This is a genomic window from Rhizobium sp. SG570 (assembly GCF_012275345.1).
In the GTDB taxonomy this organism is placed as follows: Bacteria; Pseudomonadota; Alphaproteobacteria; order Rhizobiales; family Rhizobiaceae; genus Rhizobium; species Rhizobium lusitanum.
In genome coordinates, this window is record NZ_JAAZQI010000001.1 from 261606 (window position 1) to 283038 (window position 21433).

At 60.5% G+C, this 21433-nt stretch carries 25 protein-coding genes; 8 read left to right on the top strand and 17 right to left on the bottom strand.

Annotated elements, in window-relative coordinates:
- Nucleotides 1-82: 82 nt before the first annotated feature.
- The 5 genes from FHT28_RS01225 to FHT28_RS01245 form a co-directional block, all read right to left on the bottom strand.
- Nucleotides 83-712, bottom strand: coding sequence for a hypothetical protein (locus FHT28_RS01225; protein ID WP_047638954.1), 630 nt, complete (start codon nucleotides 710-712; stop codon nucleotides 83-85).
- Between the two features lie 91 nt (nucleotides 713-803).
- Nucleotides 804-929, bottom strand: coding sequence for a type B 50S ribosomal protein L36 (ykgO, locus tag FHT28_RS01230; protein ID WP_003542835.1), 126 nt, complete (start codon nucleotides 927-929; stop codon nucleotides 804-806).
- Nucleotides 930-1081: 152 nt separating this feature from the next.
- Entirely contained in the window at nucleotides 1082-2140 is a 1059-nt protein-coding gene (locus FHT28_RS01235; protein ID WP_168595382.1) for a 5-(carboxyamino)imidazole ribonucleotide synthase, read from the bottom strand.
- Nucleotides 2137-2631 carry a 5-(carboxyamino)imidazole ribonucleotide mutase gene (gene purE, locus FHT28_RS01240; RefSeq protein ID WP_037196597.1) on the bottom strand — a complete coding sequence of 165 codons (495 nt, stop codon included), beginning with the start codon at nucleotides 2629-2631 and terminating at the stop codon, nucleotides 2137-2139. The genes FHT28_RS01235 and purE overlap by 4 nt, the downstream gene beginning before the upstream one ends.
- Nucleotides 2632-2650: 19 nt before the next feature.
- Nucleotides 2651-2854, bottom strand: a complete 204-nt coding sequence (locus tag FHT28_RS01245) for a YdcH family protein (RefSeq protein ID WP_037196437.1) — start codon at nucleotides 2852-2854, stop codon at nucleotides 2651-2653.
- Between the two features lie 231 nt (nucleotides 2855-3085).
- On the opposite strand from FHT28_RS01245, the gene FHT28_RS01250 reads away from it, so the two are divergent.
- Entirely contained in the window at nucleotides 3086-3259 is a 174-nt protein-coding gene (locus tag FHT28_RS01250; protein ID WP_034503556.1) for a DUF465 domain-containing protein, read from the top strand.
- A 188-nt stretch (nucleotides 3260-3447) separates the two neighbouring features.
- On the opposite strand, the gene FHT28_RS01255 is transcribed toward FHT28_RS01250, so the two are convergent.
- Complete coding sequence (locus tag FHT28_RS01255; RefSeq protein WP_004117412.1) at nucleotides 3448-3708, bottom strand: metalloregulator ArsR/SmtB family transcription factor; 261 nt, start codon at nucleotides 3706-3708, stop codon at nucleotides 3448-3450.
- Between the two features lie 235 nt (nucleotides 3709-3943).
- Here FHT28_RS01255 and FHT28_RS01260 point away from each other — a divergent pair, with 235 nt between their 5' ends.
- From FHT28_RS01260 to FHT28_RS01280, 5 genes are all read left to right on the top strand, one after another.
- Nucleotides 3944-4597 (top strand): thiamine phosphate synthase, encoded by a 654-nt coding sequence (locus FHT28_RS01260; protein WP_168595383.1) that lies wholly within the window; start codon nucleotides 3944-3946, stop codon nucleotides 4595-4597.
- 9 nt (nucleotides 4598-4606) lie between these two features.
- A complete protein-coding gene (locus tag FHT28_RS01265) occupies nucleotides 4607-5833 on the top strand; it encodes a tetratricopeptide repeat protein (RefSeq protein WP_037196441.1) in 1227 nt (408 codons plus the stop codon).
- Nucleotides 5834-6026: 193 nt separating this feature from the next.
- On the top strand, nucleotides 6027-6827 hold the full coding sequence (locus tag FHT28_RS01270) for an inositol monophosphatase family protein (protein WP_037196442.1): 801 nt from the start codon (nucleotides 6027-6029) through the stop codon (nucleotides 6825-6827).
- 130 nt (nucleotides 6828-6957) lie between these two features.
- Nucleotides 6958-8004 carry a MotA/TolQ/ExbB proton channel family protein gene (locus FHT28_RS01275; RefSeq protein WP_037196443.1) on the top strand — a complete coding sequence of 349 codons (1047 nt, stop codon included), beginning with the start codon at nucleotides 6958-6960 and terminating at the stop codon, nucleotides 8002-8004.
- A 3-nt stretch (nucleotides 8005-8007) separates the two neighbouring features.
- Complete coding sequence (locus tag FHT28_RS01280; RefSeq protein WP_037196444.1) at nucleotides 8008-9039, top strand: peptidoglycan -binding protein; 1032 nt, start codon at nucleotides 8008-8010, stop codon at nucleotides 9037-9039.
- A 3-nt stretch (nucleotides 9040-9042) separates the two neighbouring features.
- On the opposite strand, the gene FHT28_RS01285 is transcribed toward FHT28_RS01280, so the two are convergent.
- The 4 genes from FHT28_RS01285 to FHT28_RS01300 form a co-directional block, all read right to left on the bottom strand.
- Complete coding sequence (locus FHT28_RS01285) at nucleotides 9043-10290, bottom strand: DUF6596 domain-containing protein (RefSeq protein WP_168595384.1); 1248 nt, start codon at nucleotides 10288-10290, stop codon at nucleotides 9043-9045.
- A gap of 5 nt (nucleotides 10291-10295) precedes the next feature.
- Nucleotides 10296-10634 carry a YciI family protein gene (locus tag FHT28_RS01290; protein WP_037196447.1) on the bottom strand — a complete coding sequence of 113 codons (339 nt, stop codon included), beginning with the start codon at nucleotides 10632-10634 and terminating at the stop codon, nucleotides 10296-10298.
- A gap of 241 nt (nucleotides 10635-10875) precedes the next feature.
- On the bottom strand, nucleotides 10876-11064 hold the full coding sequence (locus tag FHT28_RS01295; RefSeq protein ID WP_015341032.1) for a YegP family protein: 189 nt from the start codon (nucleotides 11062-11064) through the stop codon (nucleotides 10876-10878).
- Nucleotides 11065-11173: 109 nt separating this feature from the next.
- Nucleotides 11174-12976, bottom strand: coding sequence for an ABC transporter transmembrane domain-containing protein (locus FHT28_RS01300; protein WP_168595385.1), 1803 nt, complete (start codon nucleotides 12974-12976; stop codon nucleotides 11174-11176).
- A 192-nt stretch (nucleotides 12977-13168) separates the two neighbouring features.
- On the opposite strand from FHT28_RS01300, the gene rpmE reads away from it, so the two are divergent.
- Entirely contained in the window at nucleotides 13169-13390 is a 222-nt protein-coding gene (gene rpmE, locus FHT28_RS01305) for a 50S ribosomal protein L31 (protein ID WP_037196451.1), read from the top strand.
- Nucleotides 13391-13554: 164 nt separating this feature from the next.
- Here rpmE and FHT28_RS01310 read toward each other — a convergent pair whose 3' ends face one another.
- The 3 genes from FHT28_RS01310 to FHT28_RS01320 form a co-directional block, all read right to left on the bottom strand.
- On the bottom strand, nucleotides 13555-14070 hold the full coding sequence (locus tag FHT28_RS01310; RefSeq protein WP_047638952.1) for a DUF1465 family protein: 516 nt from the start codon (nucleotides 14068-14070) through the stop codon (nucleotides 13555-13557).
- A gap of 366 nt (nucleotides 14071-14436) precedes the next feature.
- On the bottom strand, nucleotides 14437-14628 hold the full coding sequence (locus FHT28_RS01315; RefSeq protein WP_037196455.1) for a DUF1192 domain-containing protein: 192 nt from the start codon (nucleotides 14626-14628) through the stop codon (nucleotides 14437-14439).
- 28 nt (nucleotides 14629-14656) lie between these two features.
- Nucleotides 14657-15931, bottom strand: a complete 1275-nt coding sequence (locus FHT28_RS01320; protein ID WP_037196456.1) for an MFS transporter — start codon at nucleotides 15929-15931, stop codon at nucleotides 14657-14659.
- 226 nt (nucleotides 15932-16157) lie between these two features.
- Here FHT28_RS01320 and FHT28_RS01325 point away from each other — a divergent pair, with 226 nt between their 5' ends.
- Complete coding sequence (locus FHT28_RS01325) at nucleotides 16158-16319, top strand: hypothetical protein (protein WP_092573544.1); 162 nt, start codon at nucleotides 16158-16160, stop codon at nucleotides 16317-16319.
- Between the two features lie 48 nt (nucleotides 16320-16367).
- On the opposite strand, the gene FHT28_RS01330 is transcribed toward FHT28_RS01325, so the two are convergent.
- The 4 genes from FHT28_RS01330 to FHT28_RS01345 form a co-directional block, all read right to left on the bottom strand.
- Nucleotides 16368-17285 (bottom strand): PhzF family phenazine biosynthesis protein, encoded by a 918-nt coding sequence (locus tag FHT28_RS01330; RefSeq protein WP_168595386.1) that lies wholly within the window; start codon nucleotides 17283-17285, stop codon nucleotides 16368-16370.
- A gap of 160 nt (nucleotides 17286-17445) precedes the next feature.
- A complete protein-coding gene (locus tag FHT28_RS01335) occupies nucleotides 17446-18708 on the bottom strand; it encodes a serine hydrolase (RefSeq protein WP_168595387.1) in 1263 nt (420 codons plus the stop codon).
- A gap of 232 nt (nucleotides 18709-18940) precedes the next feature.
- Nucleotides 18941-19966 carry a class I fructose-bisphosphate aldolase gene (locus tag FHT28_RS01340; protein WP_037196462.1) on the bottom strand — a complete coding sequence of 342 codons (1026 nt, stop codon included), beginning with the start codon at nucleotides 19964-19966 and terminating at the stop codon, nucleotides 18941-18943.
- A gap of 212 nt (nucleotides 19967-20178) precedes the next feature.
- Nucleotides 20179-21381, bottom strand: coding sequence for a phosphoglycerate kinase (locus tag FHT28_RS01345; RefSeq protein WP_037196464.1), 1203 nt, complete (start codon nucleotides 21379-21381; stop codon nucleotides 20179-20181).
- Between the last annotated feature and the right edge of the window lie 52 nt (nucleotides 21382-21433).

Sequence of the window (21433 nt, forward strand, 5' to 3'; positions counted from 1 at the left end):
GCCACTAATCTAGCGCAAACCCGCGGCTTTTCATCCTCTTTTGAGCGTCATCCGGGCGACGGGTACAGCCGCATCCTACGCCTCAAGTCCGGCTGCCGGCAATCTTTTCCGATAGCTTGCCGGCCTGTTCCTGCGCGGATCGATTGGCTGGATATATCTCAAGGAAGCGTTCCCAGGCCTTCAGGGTCAGCTCGTCATTGCCACGTTCGCTCAGGATGGCCGCCATCCCAGCCAGCGCGCCGAAATGGCGCGGCTCTATCCGCAGAACCTGGTTGATGTCCTCCATCGACTTGCGATAGTCGCCGATGGCGTAGTTGAGCGTCGCGCGGCGATTCCAACCTTCGACATAGTCGGGCTTCAGCGCGATCACCTGATCGAGGAAGTCCATCGCCGCAGCATTGCGCTTTTCCTGAATGGCCTTGTCGGCCCATTGCATCAGGAGATTGATTGTCGCGCTGCCGGAATCGCTCAACTCCGTATTGATCTGATCTGCAATAAGGCTTGCCTGATCGGGATCGCGCTGGCGCTTCAACGCCGTGAAGAGATTGTCGAGCCGCTGTTTCGGCGAGAGGCTGCCTGAGGAATCACCGGGATCCTTCCTTTCGACGATACTCGAATCGTCAGCCATCGCCACATGTGGCGCGGCAGCACTCAGGACAAGGAGGATAGGCAGGGCTAGATATGACAAAGCAAAAACGCGCATGGCGGGCATAGTAGCCCGCCAATGTCGAAGATCAAAACAAATTTGATGCGATCAACTAAAACTGAGCGCCGGATCCATAGGGATCAGGCCGCGCGCTTTATCAGCCCTGACGAGCCTTGAAGCGCGGGTTCAGCTTGTTGATGATGTACATGCGGCCCTTGCGGCGAACGAGACGGTTGTCACGGTGGCGCGCCTTGAGCGACTTGAGCGAATTCTTGATCTTCATTTTTCTGATCCGCGATGTTCGAGGGGGAATGTCACATTCGCCCGTGTCTTTTAACAATCAAAAGCGCGCTCAGGGCGCGCTCTTTAGGGTGGGGAGCAAATACCTTGTCGCCTGGGCCCTGTCAACCACGTCAGGGCTTTTTCCCTGCGTTGTTAGCGGTGAAGCTGCGTCACATGGCCCATTTTGCGCCCGGGACGCGACTCGGTCTTGCCATAGAGATGCACTAGCACATCGTCACGGCGCAGCCAATCGGGGACCGAAAGGATGTCGTCGCCGATCAGATTCGTCATTGCGCAGTCGGAATGGCGGTTGGCATTGCCGAGTGGCAGACCGGCGACGGCGCGGATGTGTTGCTCGAACTGCGAGATGACGCAGGCCGCCTCCGTCCAGTGACCGGAATTGTGCACGCGCGGCGCCATCTCATTGGCAATCAGGCTGCCGTCGGCGAGCGCGAAGAACTCGATGCCGATAACGCCGACATAGCCGAGTGCCGTCAGAATCTTCTCGGCTGCTTCACGTGCCGCGGCTGCCGTCGCGTCGGAAATACGAGCGGGCAGCGTGGAGGTATGGAGGATGCCGTCGCGATGGACGTTTTCGGCCGGGTCGTAGCACGCAACCGCACCGTCGAGGCCGCGCGCGGCGATGATGGAAATCTCGCGCTCGAAGGAGACGAAGCTTTCGAGAATGAGTGGCACGCTGCCGAGCGCCGAATAGCCGCCTTCGGCGCTGTCGGCGGCGGAGCGATAGACACGCTGGCCCTTGCCGTCATAACCGAGGCGGCGGGTCTTCAGCACACCCTGACCGCCGAAGTCGGCAAGTGCCGCTTCGAGATCGGCCTGGCTGTCGACGGCATGGAAGCGTGCGGTCGGAATGCCACAGCCATTGATGAACCGCTTCTCGGTCAACCTGTCCTGCGCCATCTCCAACGCCTTCGGCGGCGGATAGACTGGGACCTCCTGCGCAAGCTTCTCTGCGGCGGTGACCGGAACGTTTTCGAACTCATAGGTCACGACGTCGCAGCGCTTTGCCAGTTCCAAGAGTGCCGCCGGATCGTCGTAGGCGGCAACGATCTGTTCGTTGGAGACCTGTGCTGCCGGGCAGTCTGCCTGCGGTTCGAGAATGATAGTGCGGAAATTCAGGCGTGCTGCCGCCATGGCCAGCATACGGCCGAGCTGGCCGCCGCCAATGATGCCGATCGTCTTTGCGGTCATAGGTCGTCCATCGGATATTCGGCAACGGCAGCGCTCTGGCGGGCGCGCCATTCATCAAGGCGATCGGCGATCTCTTCGTCACCGAGCGCCAGTACGGCAGCAGCAAGCAAGGCGGCGTTGACCGCGCCGGCCTTGCCGATCGCCAGCGTTCCAACGGGAATGCCGGCCGGCATCTGTACGATGGAAAGGAGGCTGTCCTGACCGGACAGAGCGCGTGATTGTACGGGCACGCCGAAGACCGGCAGCGGCGTCATCGAAGCGGCCATGCCCGGAAGATGAGCCGCGCCACCGGCGCCGGCAATGATGACCTTGAAGCCTTCGTCCTTCGCACCCTTGGCAAAACTCACCAGCCTGTCCGGCGTTCGGTGCGCGGAGATGATGCGCGCATCATAGGTGATCTCCAAGGCTTCCAGAGTGTCTGCGGCATTCTTCATGGTTTCCCAGTCTGACTGGCTTCCCATGATGATGGCGACAGGCGGTCTTTCGGTCATCATCGTCGCTTTGTGCTCCTCAAGCTATGATGTCGGGAATGATCTGGTCTTCCAGCTTGGTCAGCTTGTCCTTGATGACGAGCTTCTTCTTTTTCATGCGCTGGATACGAAGGGCGTCGCAGCCCGTCTGGATCATGGCGTTGATGGCGACATCAAAATCCTCGTGTTCCTGACGCAGTCGCGCCACGACCAGCCTGATTTCTGCCTGTTCCTGATCGGGCATGCTTATTTCCCCAGCACCTCGCGGAATCGCATTCGCTCCGCCTCATGAATTCCGCAAGCTCCTATCACCAAATAGCGATAACGGGAAGTTATCCTTCATCACGAATTTGCCGCCCATAAGCCACGTTTTCGCCTTCGACATGGGTTCGATAATATGGCACAGTGATAGGGTTGACACCTAGAGCTCTGGCGAATGGATGGTCAGAGCTCTTAAAGAGGAAGGAAGGGTCATATGACTGTTCAAGCTCATCTTGAATCGCTCGAAAAGAAGCATGTCGCTCTCGAGGAGGAGCTACATGTGGCACGAACATCTCCCTCTATCAATGATACCGAAATAGCCGATATCAAACGCAGGAAGCTGCGTGTTAAGGACGAAATCCAACGTCTGCGTTCGTCAGTTCACTGACGCAAAACTCCAAGGATTAAAAGCATCGATCTTGGTGGGTAAGACAGGGGGATCGTAAGATCCCGAAGCGATTGCCCGGCCAAGGTCGATGAACACTACCGGCAAAAAGCGGATGCGCCAACGTCATAGCGTCAGGTGTAGGGTTGGCGCAATTTTCCGGTCGATCGCAAAGTCGCCGGGGTCAGCTTTCAGGCCCAGAATTGATCCAGCCATAGATTGAGCTTGTCAAAGCCGCGGCTATTGACGGCGTATATGCGTTTCGTGCCCTCATTGGTCACGGAAACGAGATTGCTGTCGAGAAGCGCCTTGAGATGTTGGGAAACCGCCGGGCGGCTGATCGGCAGGCCCTGCGCCAGCTCGTTGACCGTTTTGGGTGCGCGACGCAACTCCTCCAGCAGATAGCGCCGGTTCGGATCCGCGATGGCAGCGAAGGGGTCCATGGTCGACATGCCGAAAAGCTACGTCAAACACCAAGGGGCGGCAAGTCAATTGTGCGTTGCATGATAGAATGTGTGTGTCGTGCGAGAAAGCGGCTGTCGCAAGCGGCTAATTACGCATGGCATCTTCCGCAGGCCGCCAGTTTCGACCGCGGCCCCTTGTCAGACCGGGCTAACGGATTTACTCACGACTATCGAACCGGGTGCGTTATCACTGACGATGAAACCCGAAACCATGGAAGCTCGCATGACCGCGCCCGAAGATCGCTGCCGCCTCGTTCTCATCGTTCCCGATATTGCCGATATCGAAGAGCAGGCAAAGGTTGTGGCCGATGCACTCAGGGGCGGCGACGTGGCGTCGGTGGTCATCCCTCAATACGGGCTGGATGACGGCGTTTTCCAGAAACATGCGGAAAAGCTGGTGCCGATCGTGCAGGCGGCGGGTGGCGCGGCGCTGATCGCCGGCGATAGCCGCGTGGCCGGCCGGGTCAAGGCGGACGGGCTGCATATCACAGGCAACGTCGCGGAGCTTACGGATGCCGTGGAGAAATTCGTGCCGAAGCTCATCGTCGGCGCCGGCAATGCGGCGGACAGGCACCACGCGCTGGAGGTCGGCGAACTGCGCCCCGACTATATCTTCTTCGGCAAGCTCGATGGCGACATCAAGCCGGAGGCGCATCCGAAAAATCTCGCGCTCGGCGAATGGTGGGCGTCGATGATCGAGATTCCGTGCATCGTCATGGGGGGCACCGATGCGAAATCGGCGCTTGAGGTGGCTTTGACCGGCGCCGAATTCGTGGCGCTGCGCGAAGCGGTTTTTGCCGATCCCGCTGCTGCCCCCTCAATCGTCGCTGAAGTGAATGCGCTGCTCGACGAAAAAGCGCCACGGTTTGAGGATTGATAGCGATTCATGTCGTTTGAGCCTCGATTCCGCCATCAAGTCTTTCTTGCCGCGCTCGCCGTAGGGCTCGCGGCATTTCCATTGCTGGCTGCAGCGCAATCGGGAACCGGGGATACCTCTTTGCCCGGCGTCACGGCGCCGGCAGACAAGGGTGCGCGAGTCGATGACAACGGACAGTCCGATGATGGTTCGGCTGTACCGGACGATGCCGCTCCGCAACGAAACGACAGCATCGTGACGCGGCCCATGGACGCCGGAGCCGGTACGTTCAAGACCGAGAAGATCCAGCCGGGTGCCGAGCCAAAGGCCAATGGTGATGTCAAGCCGTCCGAGGGTGTCGGCGTGTTCGACCGCATGGGCGCAAATCTGCCCGATCTGCCGCCGGAGAAGCCTTTCAAGGGCAAGGTCGACGATGCCTACGGCGCGTTCCAGCGCGGCTACTATCTGACCGCATTCCAGAAGGCCCTGCCGCGAGCGCAGTTGGGCGATCCCGCCGCGCAGACCCTGATTGCCGAACTGATGTCGCAGGGACTGGGCGTCAAGCGCGATGCGAAGGACGCCGCCTTCTGGTACAGCAAGGCTGCCGCGGGCGGCGATGAGACATCGATGTTCAAATACGCACTGATCCTGATGGAAGGGCGCGATGTGCCGCGCGACCAGAAGAAGGCGGATGAGTGGATGAAGAAGGCGGCCGAGGCGGGGCAGGCCTCCGCCGAATTCAACTGGGCGCAGACTTTGACGGCCGAAAACCCCGGAATCAAGGGCCTGCAACTGGCGCTTCCCTATTATGAGAAGTCCGCCGAGCAGGGCATCGCCGACGCGCAATACGCAGTTTCGCAGCTCTATCTCAATATGCCCGACCTGCCGCCGGAAAAGAAGGGGCAGGCCCGGGAGTGGCTTTCGCGCGCGGCCAATGCCGGCTTCGATACCGCCCAGCTCGATATGGGCATCTGGCTGATCAACGGTACGGGCGGCAAGCAGGATCTCGAAAACGGTTTCAACTGGATGCGCGTTGCTGCCTATCGCGGCAATGTCGTCGCGCAGAACAAGCTGGCTCATCTCTATATCAATGCCATCGGTACGAAGCAGGATCCGGTGGCCGCGGCGACCTGGTATGTGATTTCCCGCCGCGCCGGCCTGAAGGATCCGGAGCTTGAGGATTTCTACCAGGGCATCGAGGATTTTCAGCAGAAGGCGGCAATCGACGCCGCCAATAGATTTCGCCGGGCGCGGTAGTGGAAGGCCCGAATCCGGTCTTATTCGGCGGCGCCCGGCGCCTGTTTGCATGCGCCATAGCCTCGCCACTTGAAATTCCCCCGATTTTATGGTCTTGAGGCCGCCAATCTTTTATGTGCGCTGACGCTCCCGCTCCGCCGGGGCCTGATTTTCGGGTCCGGTCAGCACCTTCTGCATTATCCAAGGAAATCCGATGGCCCGTTCTGCTCTTCTCAATGTCATGGTTCAGGCTGCCCTCAAGGCAGGCAAGTCACTCAGCCGCGATTTCGGCGAAGTGCAGAACCTGCAGGTTTCGGTGAAGGGACCGGGCGATTTCGTCAGTCAGGCCGATCTCAAGGCGCAGAAGATCATCCGCGATGAGCTGATGAAGGCGCGACCGACCTACGGTTTCCTCGGCGAAGAAGACGAGGAGATCAAGGGCACCGACGGCGCGCATCGCTGGATAGTCGATCCGCTCGATGGCACCACCAACTTTCTGCATGGCATTCCGATGTTCTCGGTATCGATCGCCCTTGAGCGTAACGGAGAGATCGTGGCCGGCGTCATCTTCAATCCGGCGACGGACGAGCTCTACACCGCAGAGCGCGGCGGTGGCGCTTTCCTCAACGATCGCCGCTTGCGTGTCGCCTCGCGCCGCGTGCTGTCTGATTGCGTCATCGGCTGCGGCGTTCCGCATCTCGGTCGCGGCAATCACGGCAAGTTCCTCGTCGAGTTGCGCCATGTCATGGGTGAAGTCGCCGGCATCCGTCGCATCGGCTCGGCAGCGCTCGATCTCGCCTATGTGGCGGCCGGCCGCTTCGACGGTTTCTGGGAAGTTGGCTTGTCTGCCTGGGACATGGCTGCCGGCATTCTGCTGATCCGTGAAGCCGGCGGTTTCGTCTCCGATTTCGATGGCGGCACCGATATGCTCGGCACGAGCTCGATCATCTGCGGCAACGAGCACATCCAGAAGGCGCTCGCCGAAGTCGTCAAGCGGCCGATCCCGACGAAGTAAGTTCGTCTTTCTTCATCTTTCATGCGGTGAAACAGTCTGTTGCCAACGGGCTGTTTTGTGCTTTCCGTCTCTTCAATTCGGCACAATGTTGCTCTAGTCTCCGCCTGCGGAAAATGCGGCGGAGCGTGTGATGGAAAATGTGAAACTGGCGGATCTTGGATCGACCGACAACGTGTCGGGCGGCTACGCCTACAAGCTCTCAAGCCCCATGGCCTTCTTCTGGACGATGATTCTTTTCCTGATCATCGTCGGTTTTATCGTCGCCATCCTGTTTCGGCAGGCCCAGGTCGCCTTCCTGCATAATCCCGGCCTCAACGGCCTCATTCTGGGTGTTCTGGCGGTCGGCATCCTGCTTGTCTTCAATCATGTGTTGATGCTGAGACCAGAGGTTCGCTGGTTCAATCATTTCCGCGCCGTCGGCAATGCCGCAGACAAGGTCGGTCGCAGCCCTCGACTTCTGGCACCGATGCGGGCGCTGCTCGGCAATCGCCGCGCGATGCAGCTGTCGACCGCGACCTTGCGCTCCATTCTCGACTCCATTGCGACGCGCCTCGACGAATCGCGTGATACCTCGCGTTATCTCATCGGCCTGCTTGTCTTTCTCGGCCTGCTCGGCACATTCTGGGGTCTGATCGGCACGATCGGCTCGATCAACGATGTTATCCAGAGTCTCGACGTCGGTTCGGGCAACAGCGGCGATATTCTTGGTGCGTTGAAGACCGGCCTGTCCGGCCCGCTGGTGGGCATGGGCACGGCCTTCTCGTCTTCGCTGCTCGGCCTTTCCGGATCGCTGATCCTCGGCTTTCTCGACCTCCAGGCCGGCCGCGCGCAAAACCGCTTTTATACCGAACTTGAAAATTGGCTTTCTTCCGTCACCGATGTCGGTTCCGATATGGCGCCTGTTATCGAAGGTGCAGCCGGGGCCTCTTCGGAGGATGTGCGGGCGCTGTCGGATTATCTGCGCAAGATCGCCGAAGAGGGCGGTGGCCAGCGTTCGGTAACGGCGATGGCGAACCTCGCCGAGGGCATTCAGGGCCTGGTCAAGAACATGCGCAACGAGCAGCAGATGCTGCGCGACTGGATCGAGGCGCAGCAGGAAGAGGCGAAATCGATGCGCCGGACGCTCGATCGCCTTGCCGATCGTATCGGCCACGTCGAGAAGACCGGGAGCAAGTAGACCATGGCGCTCGCCCGCAACCGACGCCATCAGAGATCGGTCGATTATTGGCCTGGATTCGTCGACGCGCTGTCGACGCTGCTGATGGCCATCATGTTCCTGCTGACGGTCTTCGTCGTCGGCCAATTCATTCTGAGCCGCGAAATATCGGGTCGCGACGAGGTGCTCAATCGCCTGAACAGTCGTATTAACGATCTGGTCGAGCAACTGGCGTTGGAAAAGAACGGCAAGCAGGACCTCGAGGATTCGGTCGCCAACCTGCAGGCATCCCTTTCGTCAGCGGAGAGTGAGCGCTCGCGCCTGCAGGCCTTGCTCGCCGCCGGTTCCGGCAATAGTCAGGCGGCCGAGACGCGTGTCGGCACGCTCACGCAGCAGCTCGACGAGCAGAAGCAGGCAAGCGTCAGGGCGCTGAGCCAGGTCGATCTCCTCAATCAGCAGATTGCCGCTCTCCGCAGCCAGATCGCCGCGGTGGAGGCGGCGCTTCAGGCGTCCGAGTCCAAGGATCAGTCGTCGCAGGTCAAGATTGCCGATCTCGGGCGGCGATTGAACGTGGCGCTGGCGCAGCGCGTGCAGGAGCTGAACCGCTATCGCTCCGATTTCTTCGGCCGGTTGCGTGAAATCCTTTCCGACCGCGACAACATCCGCATCGTCGGCGACCGCTTCGTGTTCCAGTCCGAAGTGTTGTTCCCGTCGGGTGCGGCGGATCTCAATCCGGCCGGGCAGGTGGAGATGGCCAAGCTTGCGGCCGCGCTTATTGACTTGGCGAAGGAAATCCCGCCGGAGATCAATTGGGTGCTGCGTGTCGACGGCCATACCGACAACGTGCCGCTCTCGGGCAGCGGCCGCTATGCGGATAACTGGGCGCTGTCATCCGCGCGCGCCATCGCCGTCGTCAAGTTCCTGATCGCACAGGGCGTCCCCGCCGACAGGCTCGTCGCGGCCGGCTTCGGCGAATTCCAGCCGATCGCTCCCGGCGACACGCCGGACGCCCGCGCTACCAACCGGCGCATCGAGTTGAAGCTGACGGAGAAGTAGCCGTCAGCGCCCCGGTGGCACGACGGCATCGAGGCGTGTCTGGAGAAACTGCCGCACGGCTTCGCTGTCGCTCAGGCCGATCGCAGTGCGATATGCGCTGGAGGCGCTTGCCGTTTCCCCGGTCTCGGTCAGCAGATGCGCACGCACGGCCCAGTAAGGCTGATAGTTGACGATGTCGCGCTCGGCTATCCGGTTCAGCAGAGCCAGTCCGGCAGCCGGACCTTGTACTCTGCCTGTCACTGCTGCGTGGCTGACCCGAGCGCCGGCTGTCGGCTTCATGAGCACAAGCGCGTCATAGAGCTTGGCAAGTACCGTCCAGTCGGTCACGCCGGAGCGTCGTCGGTCGGCGTGTACGGATTGAATCGCGGCCTGGCACTGGAATGGACCGAGACGGTCGAATGTGCCGGCCAGTCGCAGCAGCTTGTCGGCCTCGACGATCATTTCGGCATCCCAGAGGGCGGTATTCTGTTGGTCGAGAGGAACATACTGCCCATTCACATCGCGGCGGGCCCCGCGGCGGGATTCGCTGTAGAGCATCAGCGACAAGAGGCCTGCTGCTTCCGGCTCCTCCGGCAGGGTCGCCAGCAGCGTACGGCCGAGCCAGATGGCTTCATCGGCGAGATTGCCCTGCTTGCCGGTCTCGCCGTCAACCCCGTCCCAGCCGAGCCCGTAGGCGGCATAGATCGCCGAGAGCACGCTTTCCAATCGATCTGGCAACAGGGATCGGTCCGGAACGACAAAAGGGATATTGGCGTCGCGGATCTTGATCTTCGCCCGCACCAGTCGTTGGCTCATGGCCTGCGGCGAGACGAGGAAGGCCTTGGCGATGGTTGCGGCATCGATGGCAAGCACGGTTTGCAGCATCAGCGGCGTATGAGCGGATCGATCCAGAGCCGGATGGGTGCAGACGAAGAGGAGCTTCAATCGCTCATCCGGAAATATCGGATTGTCGGCATTCATGCGCTCCTCCGCCTCGTCGAAGGCCATCATGATCCTCTCACGGGCGGCGGTCTTGACGTTCTCGTGCCTGATCCGGCGAAGCAGGTTACGCTTCGCTGAAACCAGCAGCCATGCTTCGGGATTGTCGGGGATGCCGCGTTCCGGCCAGGTAGCCAGCGCTGCCGTGATCGCGTCGGACAAGGCATCTTCCGCCGCCGGCACATCGCGGAAGCGCGCGGCGAGAAAAGCAATCAGCTTGCCGTAGGATTGACGCGCCGCCTGTTCGGCAGCGCGTCGGGCCTCTGAGGTCATGACGATTACATCTGCAAGCGCGGCCGTACTTCGACCGAGCCCTGCTGGGAGACCGGAACCCGCACGGCCCATTCCAGCGCGGCATCGAGATCCGGCACGTCGATCAGGTAGAAGCCGCCGAGCTGCTCCTTGCCCTCGGGGAAGGGGCCGTCCTGCACATCGTGGTCTTCGCCGCGGCGGCGGACGACCGTCGCTGTTTCCGGCGCGGTCAACCCTGCGCCGCCGGTCATGATGCCGGCCTGGACAAGTGCCTGAGTGTAGGCAATCCAGCCGTTCTTGTAGGCCGGATCCTCGCGGCGCTTAAAGTCCTCGGCCGATTCACGGATGATCAAAGCGTATTGCATGAGACAACTCCCATTTGCTCTGTTGATGGTGCCGGGCAGACGCTGCATCTGAAAATTCAATTGTAGAATATGCGGCGCTGCCGGCGAAGCGACTTTCTGCCGCTTCGATACAATGAGCCGCGAGCAGCGGCGAATTCGACAGGCGTGAAGGGGTTCTCGAAATTTATTGTCGAACAAAAAAACGGCCGGCACGCCAAACGGCGACCGGCCGGTCTTTATAGCAAGCGCTTGACGCGAAGTCTTAGGCGGTAGCGGTGGTCTGGTCGTCGATGACGGCGCCGCCGACATGTGCCTTGATCGATTCGATGGCATGCAGGGCTGAAGCCTTCGCCTTGTAGCCTTCGGACCCGAACATGGTTTCGCCGTTCGAGGCTTTGAAGCGGAAGCGAAACTCGCCGGCCTTGTCCTTGTAGACTTCAAATTTATACATGGTTCTCGTCTCCTAGAATCGCGTCAGCGCGGGATAACGTTGAAAATCTAGCTCAACTTGAAAGTTATTTCCATAAGGTTGTATGCGGGGTGACTTAACCCGGTTCGCGCTATTTCGCGACGAGCATGCGCTCCTCGATCCCGGCATCGAATTGCAGGCGTGCGAGCTTCGCATAGATGCCGCCGTGGCGGATCAGGCTCTGATGCGTGCCCTCCTCGACGATGCGGCCCTGATCCAGCACGAGAATGCGATCGGCCTTCAGGACGGTTGCCAGGCGATGGGCGATGACGAGGGTGGTGCGCGTTTCCATGAGGCCTTCCAGCGCCTTCTGCACCAGCGTTTCGCTCTCGGCATCGAGCGCGGAGGTCGCTTCATCGAGCAAGAGAACCGGTGCATTCTTCAGGATGGCGCGGGCAATGGCGATGCGCTGGCGCTGGCCGCCGGAAAGCGTGACGCCGCGCTCGCCCACCTGCGTATCGTAACCCTGCTCCAGGCGTGAAATGAATTCGTCCGCCTGAGCGGCGATGGCGGCGGCGTGCACTTCGTCGCGAGAGGCGCCAGGGCGTCCGAAGGCGATATTGTCGTGGATCGAGCTGGCGAAGATCGTCGTGTCCTGGGGGACGATGGCGATACGTTCGCGCAATGCCTCCGGCGGAACGCGGCCGATATCCACGCCGTCGACGGCGACGCTGCCCTGCTGTGGATCGTAAAAGCGCAGCAGCAGCGAGAAGATGGTGCTCTTGCCGGCCCCTGATGCGCCGACGATCGCCACGGTTTCGCCTGATGTGATCGAGAAGGACAGTCCGTGCAGCGCCGATCTATTCGGCCTTGACGGATAGGAGAAGTGAACGTCCGAGAACTCCACCCGGCCCTGTGGCGGTTGCGGCAGAGGCTGGGGATCGGCCGGTGCGGCGATCGGCGAAACTTCGGCAAGAAGCTCGCCAAGGCGGTCGGCAGCACCTGCCGCCTGCGACAGCTCGCCCCAGACTTCCGACAGCGAACCGAGCGAGGAGCCGGCAATCACGGAATAGAGCAGGAACTGGCCGAGCGTTCCCGCCGACATCGTGCCATCGAGCACGTTCTGCGCGCCGACCCGGAGAACGGCAACGATGCTGCCGAAGACCATGGCGATGGCAAAACCTGTCAGCAGCGAGCGGGATTTGATCGCCGCACGCGCCGCCTGATAGGCGTCCTCGACCGCCGCGCCGTAGCGCCGGGAGGCTGCCTCTTCGCCGTTATAGGCCTGTATGGTGCGGCCGGCGGCGATGGTTTCGTTGGCATAGGCCGATGCATTGGCCAGCCTATCCTGCGCAGCGCGCGAGCGTTTGCGCACGGAACGGCCGAAACTGACAAGCGGCAGCACGATGAGGGGGATCGCGATCAGCACGATGCTCGAAAGCTTCGGGCTGGTGAAGATCATCATCACCATGGCGCCGAGACAGAGGATGAGGTTGCGCAGCGCCGCCGAGGCCGTCGAGCCGACGGCCGACTTGATCTGCGTCGTATCGGCCGTCAGCCGCGAGACGATCTCGCCCGACTGGTTGACGTCGAAGAAGGAGGGCGACAGCCGCGTCACGTGATCGAAGACTTCGCGGCGCATGTCGGAGACGATGCGCTCGCCGATCGAAATGACGAAATAGTAGCGCAGGGCGCTCGCCGCGGCGAGCAACAGGGCCATGGCCATGATCGCGATGAAATAGCTGTCGATGAGGCCGCGGTCGATCTGATCGAAGCCGTGATCGATCACGCGCCGCACGGCGATCGGCAGAGCGAGCGACGTAACGGCGGCAACGACAAGAGCGACGAGCGCTCCGGCCACCATGCCCCGATATCGCCTGAGATAGGGCGCCAGTCGTCCAAGGGGTCGGATAGACCTGTTGGTTTTTTCGTCTGCCTGGCCAATTTCCGACAAGTCGTCTCCAATCCCCGTATCAGCAAGGGACTTGACGTTTTCGCCCCTTGTTATCCCTGCAGCCTTCATGTATAGGCACGCCATCTTAATTGGAAGCCGTGGCCTAACCGGACTGCGGCTTCATTTATTCAATCGGTTCGGTTGCCGCAATGCCTTGCGACAAATGGACCCTGCCATGACAGGAAGATTGTTATGAAGGCAAACATCCATCCCGACTACCACACGATCAAAGTGGTCATGACCGACGGCACCGAATATGAAACCCGCTCGACCTGGGGTTCTGAAGGCGCTGTCATGAATCTCGAAATCGACAGCAAGTCCCATCCGGCCTGGACGGGTGGCAACCAGCAGATGGTTGACCGCGCCGGCCGCGTTTCGAAGTTCAACAAGCGCTTCGGCGGTCTTGGCATCTAATCGCTTCGCGATTTGTTGTTTTGAAAGAGCCCGGTTTTACCGGGCTTTTTTGTTGTTCTGCAGTGGCCGACTGGTGCGGCGCGATCATTTCGCTATGACGCGAAAACAAAACCGGCCGCGCATGGCGCGACCGGTTCAAATCCGTCACCGATATCTCGATCGGTTCAATTGTTTCCGAAAGCGGTCTGCAGCAGGGTAAGCTGTGCCTTGACGCTATTCTGGTTGTCCGGAACGATCGGGGCTTCGGTCGGGCGGTAGATCTCGCGGTCGAGCAGGGCGACGCGGTTCTGCAGGCGAAGGGAGCGCTCCACGAGGTCGCGGAAGGATTCCGGCAGGTCGCTCCAGCCGGGTGCGGTGCGGTCCACGTTGAAGCCGTCGAGGCGAACCTTGTTCTTCTCGGCCAGCACCTGATCTCGTGACATTTCGCCATTGTTGACGGCGCGCTGCAGCAGCAGCCAGGAGGCCATCTGCATGAGGCGGGTGGTCAGCCGCATGGATTCTGCGGCATAGAGCACGGAGGCCATGCGCGGCAGAACCTTGGAGGCGGCCCGGCCCTGACCGTCCAGATAGCCGGCGGTTTCCTCGACCAGCGACATGCCCTCGGCATACAGCGCCCTGAACTGTGCCGAAGATGCGGCATGGCCAGCAAAGCTGATCGTGTTCAACCCAAGTTCCGACATCGAATAAATCCCTGCTTCACGCAACACTTTTGTTCAGGAAAAGCCGGTAAAGTCCCTAAGAGCTTTCCGCATCTGCTTTTATGACTTCAAGATGGTGGTTTTAACTGAAATTCGCAAGGCGATTCTTAAGAAAGGGTTAATCTCCACAGTTTCGTCGAAGAGGCCGATACATGGCAAAAAAGAAGAGCCGCAAAAGCGGCTCTCAAGGTAAAACAGGGAGAAAAATCAGACCAATTCGCCAAGTGGAGAAACTGTCTGAGTCCAGAGCGAATCTGGATGATCATAGTAATAAGTCGTAAAGCTTAATATTTTGTTGAGCATATCGCGATCAAAATCTTGCCGCCTCGATTTTGCGCTGCCAGGGCTTCAGAAACGAAAGAGATTCTCCGCCGCCTTGCGGCCGGATGCCTTGGTGGCAATTTCCTCCTCCAGCCGGGCGATTTCGCTCTGCAGGAGTGCTATGCGATTTTTCAGCTCGTCGACAGACAGCAGCGACAGATCGCTGCCGATCTCGTGGACTGACGGTTTCTGCGGACGGTCATCGTCGAAAATGCTCATTTTGGCTCCTCCTTTTCCCGCAAAGGGATCAGGTGCCGTAATTTACAGTTATATCGTCCTTTTTTGAAGTCTCGCTTCGCGCGAGTGACATGCTCTCCGGCGTGATCATCTGGGCGTTGGCGGATGGCATCGTCGTGTAGGCGTCGCGATCGCCCGCGGGTCTGGCGGCGCGGCGGCGACTGCGGAAGATGGAATAGGCTGTTATGAGCAGGTGGGCGACGGCTGTCAGGAAGAAGAGGGAGTAGGGGCCAACGGAGGACATGACGGGTCCGCCGATCGTCGGGCCGATGATGGTGCCGATGCCATAGAGCAGCAACAGGCCGCCGGAAACCTTGACGAAGTCCTCCGGCGCGGCGAAGTCGTTGGCGTGGGCGACGGTGATCGGATAGAGCGTGTTGGCGACCGCGCCGTAGACCACCACCATGCCGATGAGGAAGTAGGGGCTGCTCGGTTTCAGCAGGAAGAGCAGCAGGCCGTCGAGGGCCGCGATGGCGGCCATGCCCGCCAGCACGTAGCGGCGGTCGATGCGGTCGGAAAGACGTCCGGCCGGAAACTGCATCACGGCGCCGGCAAAGATAGTCGAACTCATCATAATCGCGATGTCACGATCCGAAAGGCCGGCATTGGCGCCGAATACGGCGCCGAGCGTGCCGTAGGCACCGTTGGCGATACCAACAAGCAGGATGCCGAGCGAGGCCACCGGCGAATTGCGGTAGAGCGCCTTCAGGTCGAGGCTGACGGCTTTCAGCGGCTGCGGCGAGGCGGCGGTCGACAGCGTGGTCGGCAGCATGGCGATGCAATAGCAGATGCCGCACATCATGAAGAGAATGGGCGTATGGATGTCGGCGAAGGGCACCATCATCTGGCCGGCGACCGCGCCGATCAGCGTGATGCCGATATAGAGCGAAAAGATCGCGCCGCGGCTCTCGTTGGTCGCCCGCTCGTTGAGCCAGCTTTCGATGATCATCGAGGTGCCGGCGGTGCAGAAGCCGGTGACGGCGCGCAGTGCCACCCACCAGGTCGCATCGACGACGATGCCGGTCAGAAGCGCGATGATGGCGATGACGGAGATGAAGCCCGAAAAGGCGCGGACATGACCGATGCGCCGGACCACCTTCGGCGCGGTCAGGCAGCCCAGCACGAAACCGGTGGCCCAGGTCGTCCCGAGCAGGCCGAGCGTCGTGGTCGCGTAGCCTTCGGCCGTGCCGCGTACCGGCAGCAGCAGGCTATGCAGGCCGTTTCCCGTAAACAGGAAGAGCGTGCCGAACAGTAGGGCCAATACGGGCAAAATGTTTCTTTTCATGCTCCCCACCTTCATGCGGATCCGTTTAAGGAACCGATAAGACAGGAATACCCTCCTGTCCGTCTTCGCTATTGATTGTGTCCCGGATTGCCGCTATCGGCGTGTAGAAACAGTCTGTTGGCGCGGAAAGATGTCCGTCCTATGACGTTAGAGCATGATCAAGAAAACTGCGCAGCGGTTTTTGGTCGCGGTTATGCTCACTCTTGCGCAAACGGGGAAAAATAGCGTGACAAAAGTCATCGCGGTGCTGCTGCTGCTCGCCATGGCGGTGCAGGTCATCAAGCCACTGGGACTGCCGGGCCTCAGGCGCCGGGTCGATTTCTGGAAGATCGCCATCATCGCCTTCGCCGTCTGGACAGTTGCGCTGATCATCAACGAGACGTTTTAAGGCCCTTCAGGCTCGGATATCGGCTTTCGAGCTCAGATGTGCCTCTCTTCAGAGCAGGATTTCGCCGCGCATGATCTTGACGCAGCTGCCCGACAGAAAGACATCTTTTACCATGCCGTCAGATTTCCTGACGTCGACGCCGATCAGACTGCGCCGGCCCATCTCCACACCCTGTTCGATGGTGATTTTCACCTCGGCATCGCGCGCCGGCAGCAGCGAGGTCAGATAGGCGCCGAGGGCTGCGGAGGCGCTGCCGGTTGCAGGGTCCTCGATGACATTGTCAAGCGGCGCAAACATGCGAGCGCGGATGTGCCACGGGTTCTCTGCCGATCGCGTATAGAGGAAGAGCGAGAATCCGGTCTTGTCTTCCTTGTGCAGCGCGGCCGCCTCGGCGAAAACAGCGGCATTCGGGCGTGCCTTGCCGAGTGTTTCGAGGCTATCCAATTCGGCAAAGGCGAAGGGTAGGCCGACGGAGGCAAATATCGGCGCGTGCGATGTCCTGCGGATCGACAGCGGCTCGATCTGCACGCAGCGCGCAATCAGCTCGTCGGCGATCGTCTCGCCGATCTTGAGGCTGCCCGGCGCGCGTATGCTCGCACCTGTGACGTCATCGCCGCTACGCAGCAGGGTTACCTCCACGAGACCGGCGTCCTCCTCGAAGGTCAAGCCGTCGCCAACGGGCTTTCCGAAGATCTCCCGCTGCCGGCCGAGGACGAAGGCGGTGCCGACATTGGGGTGACCGGCAAAGGGAATTTCGGCTGTCGGCGTGAAGATGCGGACGCGCGCCGTATGATCGGGATTTTCCGGCGGCAGCACGAAGGTCGTTTCCGAATAGTTGAATTCGGTCGCGATTTTCTGCATCGCATCGCCGCTGAGGCCGCGCGCGTCGGGAATGACGGCCAGTGGATTGCCGACGAAACGCTCCGACGTGAAGACATCGACGGTGACATAGGCGACGGTGTTCATGGCGGCTCCCGATGCTTTCATAGGACTGCCAGGGATATAGCCGCTGCCCAATCATGGCTGAAGGCGCGAACTTGTGCCCATGACAAGTTCACTATCGGCCTCTTTTGCGGGGATTGGTCCTTACCCTACACCATGCCAGGGTGCGGCATGCATGGACGCCTCAATTGCCCTGGAACTGCTTGAGCACGCTAGACCAGAGTTCGACCAGTTCGGCGCCGCCTGCATCGGCCGGTTTCGCGCGTACCGCGGTATGGACAAGTACCAGATGTGTTGTTGGATCGACGAGGATGCGCTGACCTGCCCTGCCGTCCAGAAAAAACGTTCGGCGCGGACCGGGCATAAGCCAGATTTGATAGCCGTAGCCCCAGGGGTTCGGCAGTTGATTAACTGCAAGGAACGAGCCTTGCGTAACCGGCTGCGTTGCATCGAGCAGCCACTGACGCGGTATGATCTGCCGGTCGTTCAAAGCACCGTCATGGGCAAGCAGCATGCCAAAGCGGGCATAGTCGCGAAGCGTCGCGCTAAAGCAGCAGTAGCCGACTTCTTGGCCCGTGCTGTCGACCTGCCAATTCGCGCTGGCTTCCGCGCCCATCGGCTGCCATATCCGGGACTGGAGATAGTTCGACATTGTCATATGGGTGGCGTGGGTCAAGACCAGGCTCAGCCCTTCCGTATCAAGATTGCTATAGTGCCAGACCGTGTCGGGGGCGGCGACCCGCTTGTTAAATCGCGACACGGCCGCATAGGGGTCGAGCTTTTCCGGGCCGAGCAATGAATTGCTGAGCCGAACGTTGTCGTCGGGATTGCCGAAGTTTTCCGTGAAGGCAATGCCAGAGGCCATATGCAGCAAGGCGCGGATCGGCGTGCTGCCCATCTCGGTACCCTTCAACTCCGGCACATAGGTCTGCACGGTGTCGTCAACGGAGTGAATGGCACCCTCGGAAATCGCGATCCCGATCATCATGCCGGTCAATGTCTTCGCCATGGATTGCGAGACAAGGCGGTCGTGATCGGTGCGGCCGTATTGATAATGTTCGAACAGAATCGTGTCGTTGTGGGCAATCAGCAATCCCGTCGTGGGATTGGTGTCGAGATATTTCGACAAGGAGGCGGCTTCGGCGCCGAATGTGAACTTGACCGAAATCTCGGAAGGGGCGCGCAGCAGCGGTAGCGGATGCTCGGCGGCGGCGATCGTGTGTGTCGGCGCGAGCTGATCGGCGTGGCTGAAGTTGCCGATCATGTTGCGTTGTTCGCTAAGCGGCAGACCGACGGGATAACCGAGTTTCTCACCGTAGGCCACTGCGTCTGGTCCGGTCGGGGAAAAGACGGGAACAGCCGTCTGCAACTGCTGGGCACGAGCAATGTCTATTTGGGCTACTAAGGCGACGGCAAGAACAGCAACAAAACCGCGCCAGGCAAGCATATGGCAACCCCTCTAATAAGCCCGTTGATTATAAGCGGGACAACCTAGTGCCGGTCTTTCGTTACAGCCGTTTGACACGGTTATTTTCCGATATCACAGCGAACCTATTCTTGTCATTGCGGCAGATGTGACTTGGTCTGTTCTGAGCATTCTGTTGGCTATTGCGCGAAAGCAAAAAAGCCCCGGTCACGTCGTGACCGGGGCTTTTGATTCGTTCGGGTATTCGCCGAAATCAGGCAGCCTGTTCGCGATCCTTCGTCCAGCTGCCCTTGGCGGCGAGATAGTTCATCTCGGCGCGGTGGGTGAAGGCGCGCTGGCCGGCGGCGACATTTTCTGCCTTGCCGCCCCATGCCTTCAGCGCTGCGTCCTGCAGTGCGCGGCCATAGGAGAAGGTCACCTGCCAGGGCAGATCGTAGCCAGAGTTGATGGCGGAGAGATGGGCGGTCGCTTCCTCGGTCGACTGGCCGCCGGAGAGGAAGGCGATGCCGGGAACGGCTGAAGGCACGGTTTCCTTCAGCACCTTGACGGTGCGCTCGGCAACCTGCTCGACGGAGGCCTTGCGGACCTTCTTGCCGTCGATGACCATGCTTGGCTTCAGGATCATGCCTTCGAGCTTGATGCGGGCTTCCGCGAGCTCCTGGAAGACGATCTGCAGCGTCCAGCGAGTGACTTCTTCACTGCGGTCGAGGCTCTGTGTGCCGGGCTCGCCGTCCATCAGCACTTCCGGCTCGACGATCGGAACGATCTTCGCCTGCTGGCAAAGGGCGGCATAGCGGGCGAGCGCATGGGCATTCGCCTTGACGGCGCCAAAGGTCGGAAGCGTGTCGGAAATGGCGATCACGCCGCGCCATTTGGCGAAGCGGGCGCCGGCGTCATAATATTTCGCCAGGCGATCGGCGAGGCCGTCGAGGCCCTCGGTGACGGTTTCGCCGGGAAAGCCGGCCAGCGGCTTGGCGCCGATATCGACCTTGATGCCGGGAATGCTGTCTGCGGCCCTGATGACATCGACGAAAGGCGTGCCGTTCGCAGCTTTCTGGAAGAGGGTTTCCTCATAGAGGATGACGCCGGAAATGTACTTCTTCATCGCTTCGTCGGAGCGGAAGAGCATCTCGCGATAGTCGCGGCGGCTCTCTTCCGTGGAAACGAGAGAGATGGTGTCGAAGCGCTTCTTGTTGGTGGCGGTAGATTCATCCGCCGCCAGGAGACCCTTGCCACCGGCAACCATCTTCACGGCAATGTCTTCAATTCGTTCGCTCATTTTGTTTCTCCAAGGCGATTTCAGTCGGCGACAAGATCAATATAGATCGGCGATAACAGAAGTATAGAAGGAGGGAAATGGCTGGCTAACTAATTGAAACGATTGAAATGATTTCAACCGTTTGAAAGTTTCGGAGCCTATCTTAGCACTCACAGGAAAGCCGCGAAAGCCTTCGCCTTCGCGGCTCTCTTCACTCGTTTGTGCGAACGCGCTTACTTGGCCGTCTGGAGAACGGCGACGCCGGGCAGAACCTTGCCCTCCATCCATTCGAGGAAGGCGCCGCCTGCGGTCGAGACGTAGGTGAAATCATCGGCAACGCCCGCGTGATTGAGCGCGGAAACCGTGTCGCCACCGCCGGCGACGGAGGTCAGCTTGCCGGCCTTGGTGCATTCGGCGGCGTATTTGGCGGCCGCGACGGTTGCGGCATCGAAGGGGGCGATTTCGAAGGCGCCGAGCGGGCCGTTCCAGACCAGCGTCGTGGCGCGGCCGATCCAGCTCTTGATTGCCTCAACCGACTTGGGGCCGACATCGAGCACCATGGCGTCAGCCGGGATGGCTTCGATGGCGACGACCTCGTTGTCGGCGCCTGCCTTGAACTCGCGGGCGACGACGCCGTCTTCCGGCAGGACGATCGCGCAGCCGGACGTGGCGGCTTCGATCATGATCTGCTTGGCGGTGTTGGCGAGGTCATGCTCGCAAAGCGACTTGCCGACATTCGTGCCGCGGGCGGCAAGGAACGTATTGGCCATGCCGCCACCGATCACCAGCGCATCGACCCTCTTCACGAGGTTCATCAACAGATCGATCTTGGTCGAGACCTTGGCGCCGCCGACGATGGCGACGACGGGGCGGACCGGGTTGCCAAGGCCCTTTTCCAGGGCTTCAAGTTCGGCCTGCATGGTGCGGCCGGCATAGGCTGGCAGGAGATGGGCGAGACCTTCGGTCGAGGAGTGGGCACGGTGGGCAGCGGAGAAGGCATCGTTGACGTAGATGTCGCCATTGGCGGCAAGCGCCTTGGTGAAGGCCGCGTCGTTCTTCTCTTCCTCCTTATGGAAGCGGGTATTTTCCAGCAACAGGATGTCGCCATTGTTCATCTTGGCGATCGCGTCGGCAGCCGGCGCGCCGATGCAATCGGAGGCAAAGAGAACAGCGTGGTCGAGGACTTCCTCGACCGCAGGGATGATGAGGCCAAGGGAAAGGTCCGGCGACGGGCCATCCTTCGGGCGGCCGAAATGGGCAAGCAGGATCACCTTGGCACCCTTTTCCGACAATTCGAGAATCGTCGGCGCGACGCGCTCGATGCGGGTCGCATCAGTGACCTTGCCGTCCTTGACCGGCACATTCAAGTCGACGCGCACGAGCACGCGCTTGCCGGTGATGTCGGTGAGATTGTCGAGGGTCTTGAAGGCTGCCATGGGGAGGATCCAATGTTGTTGGTAGCGTGAAGTGCGCCGACCATACTACGGA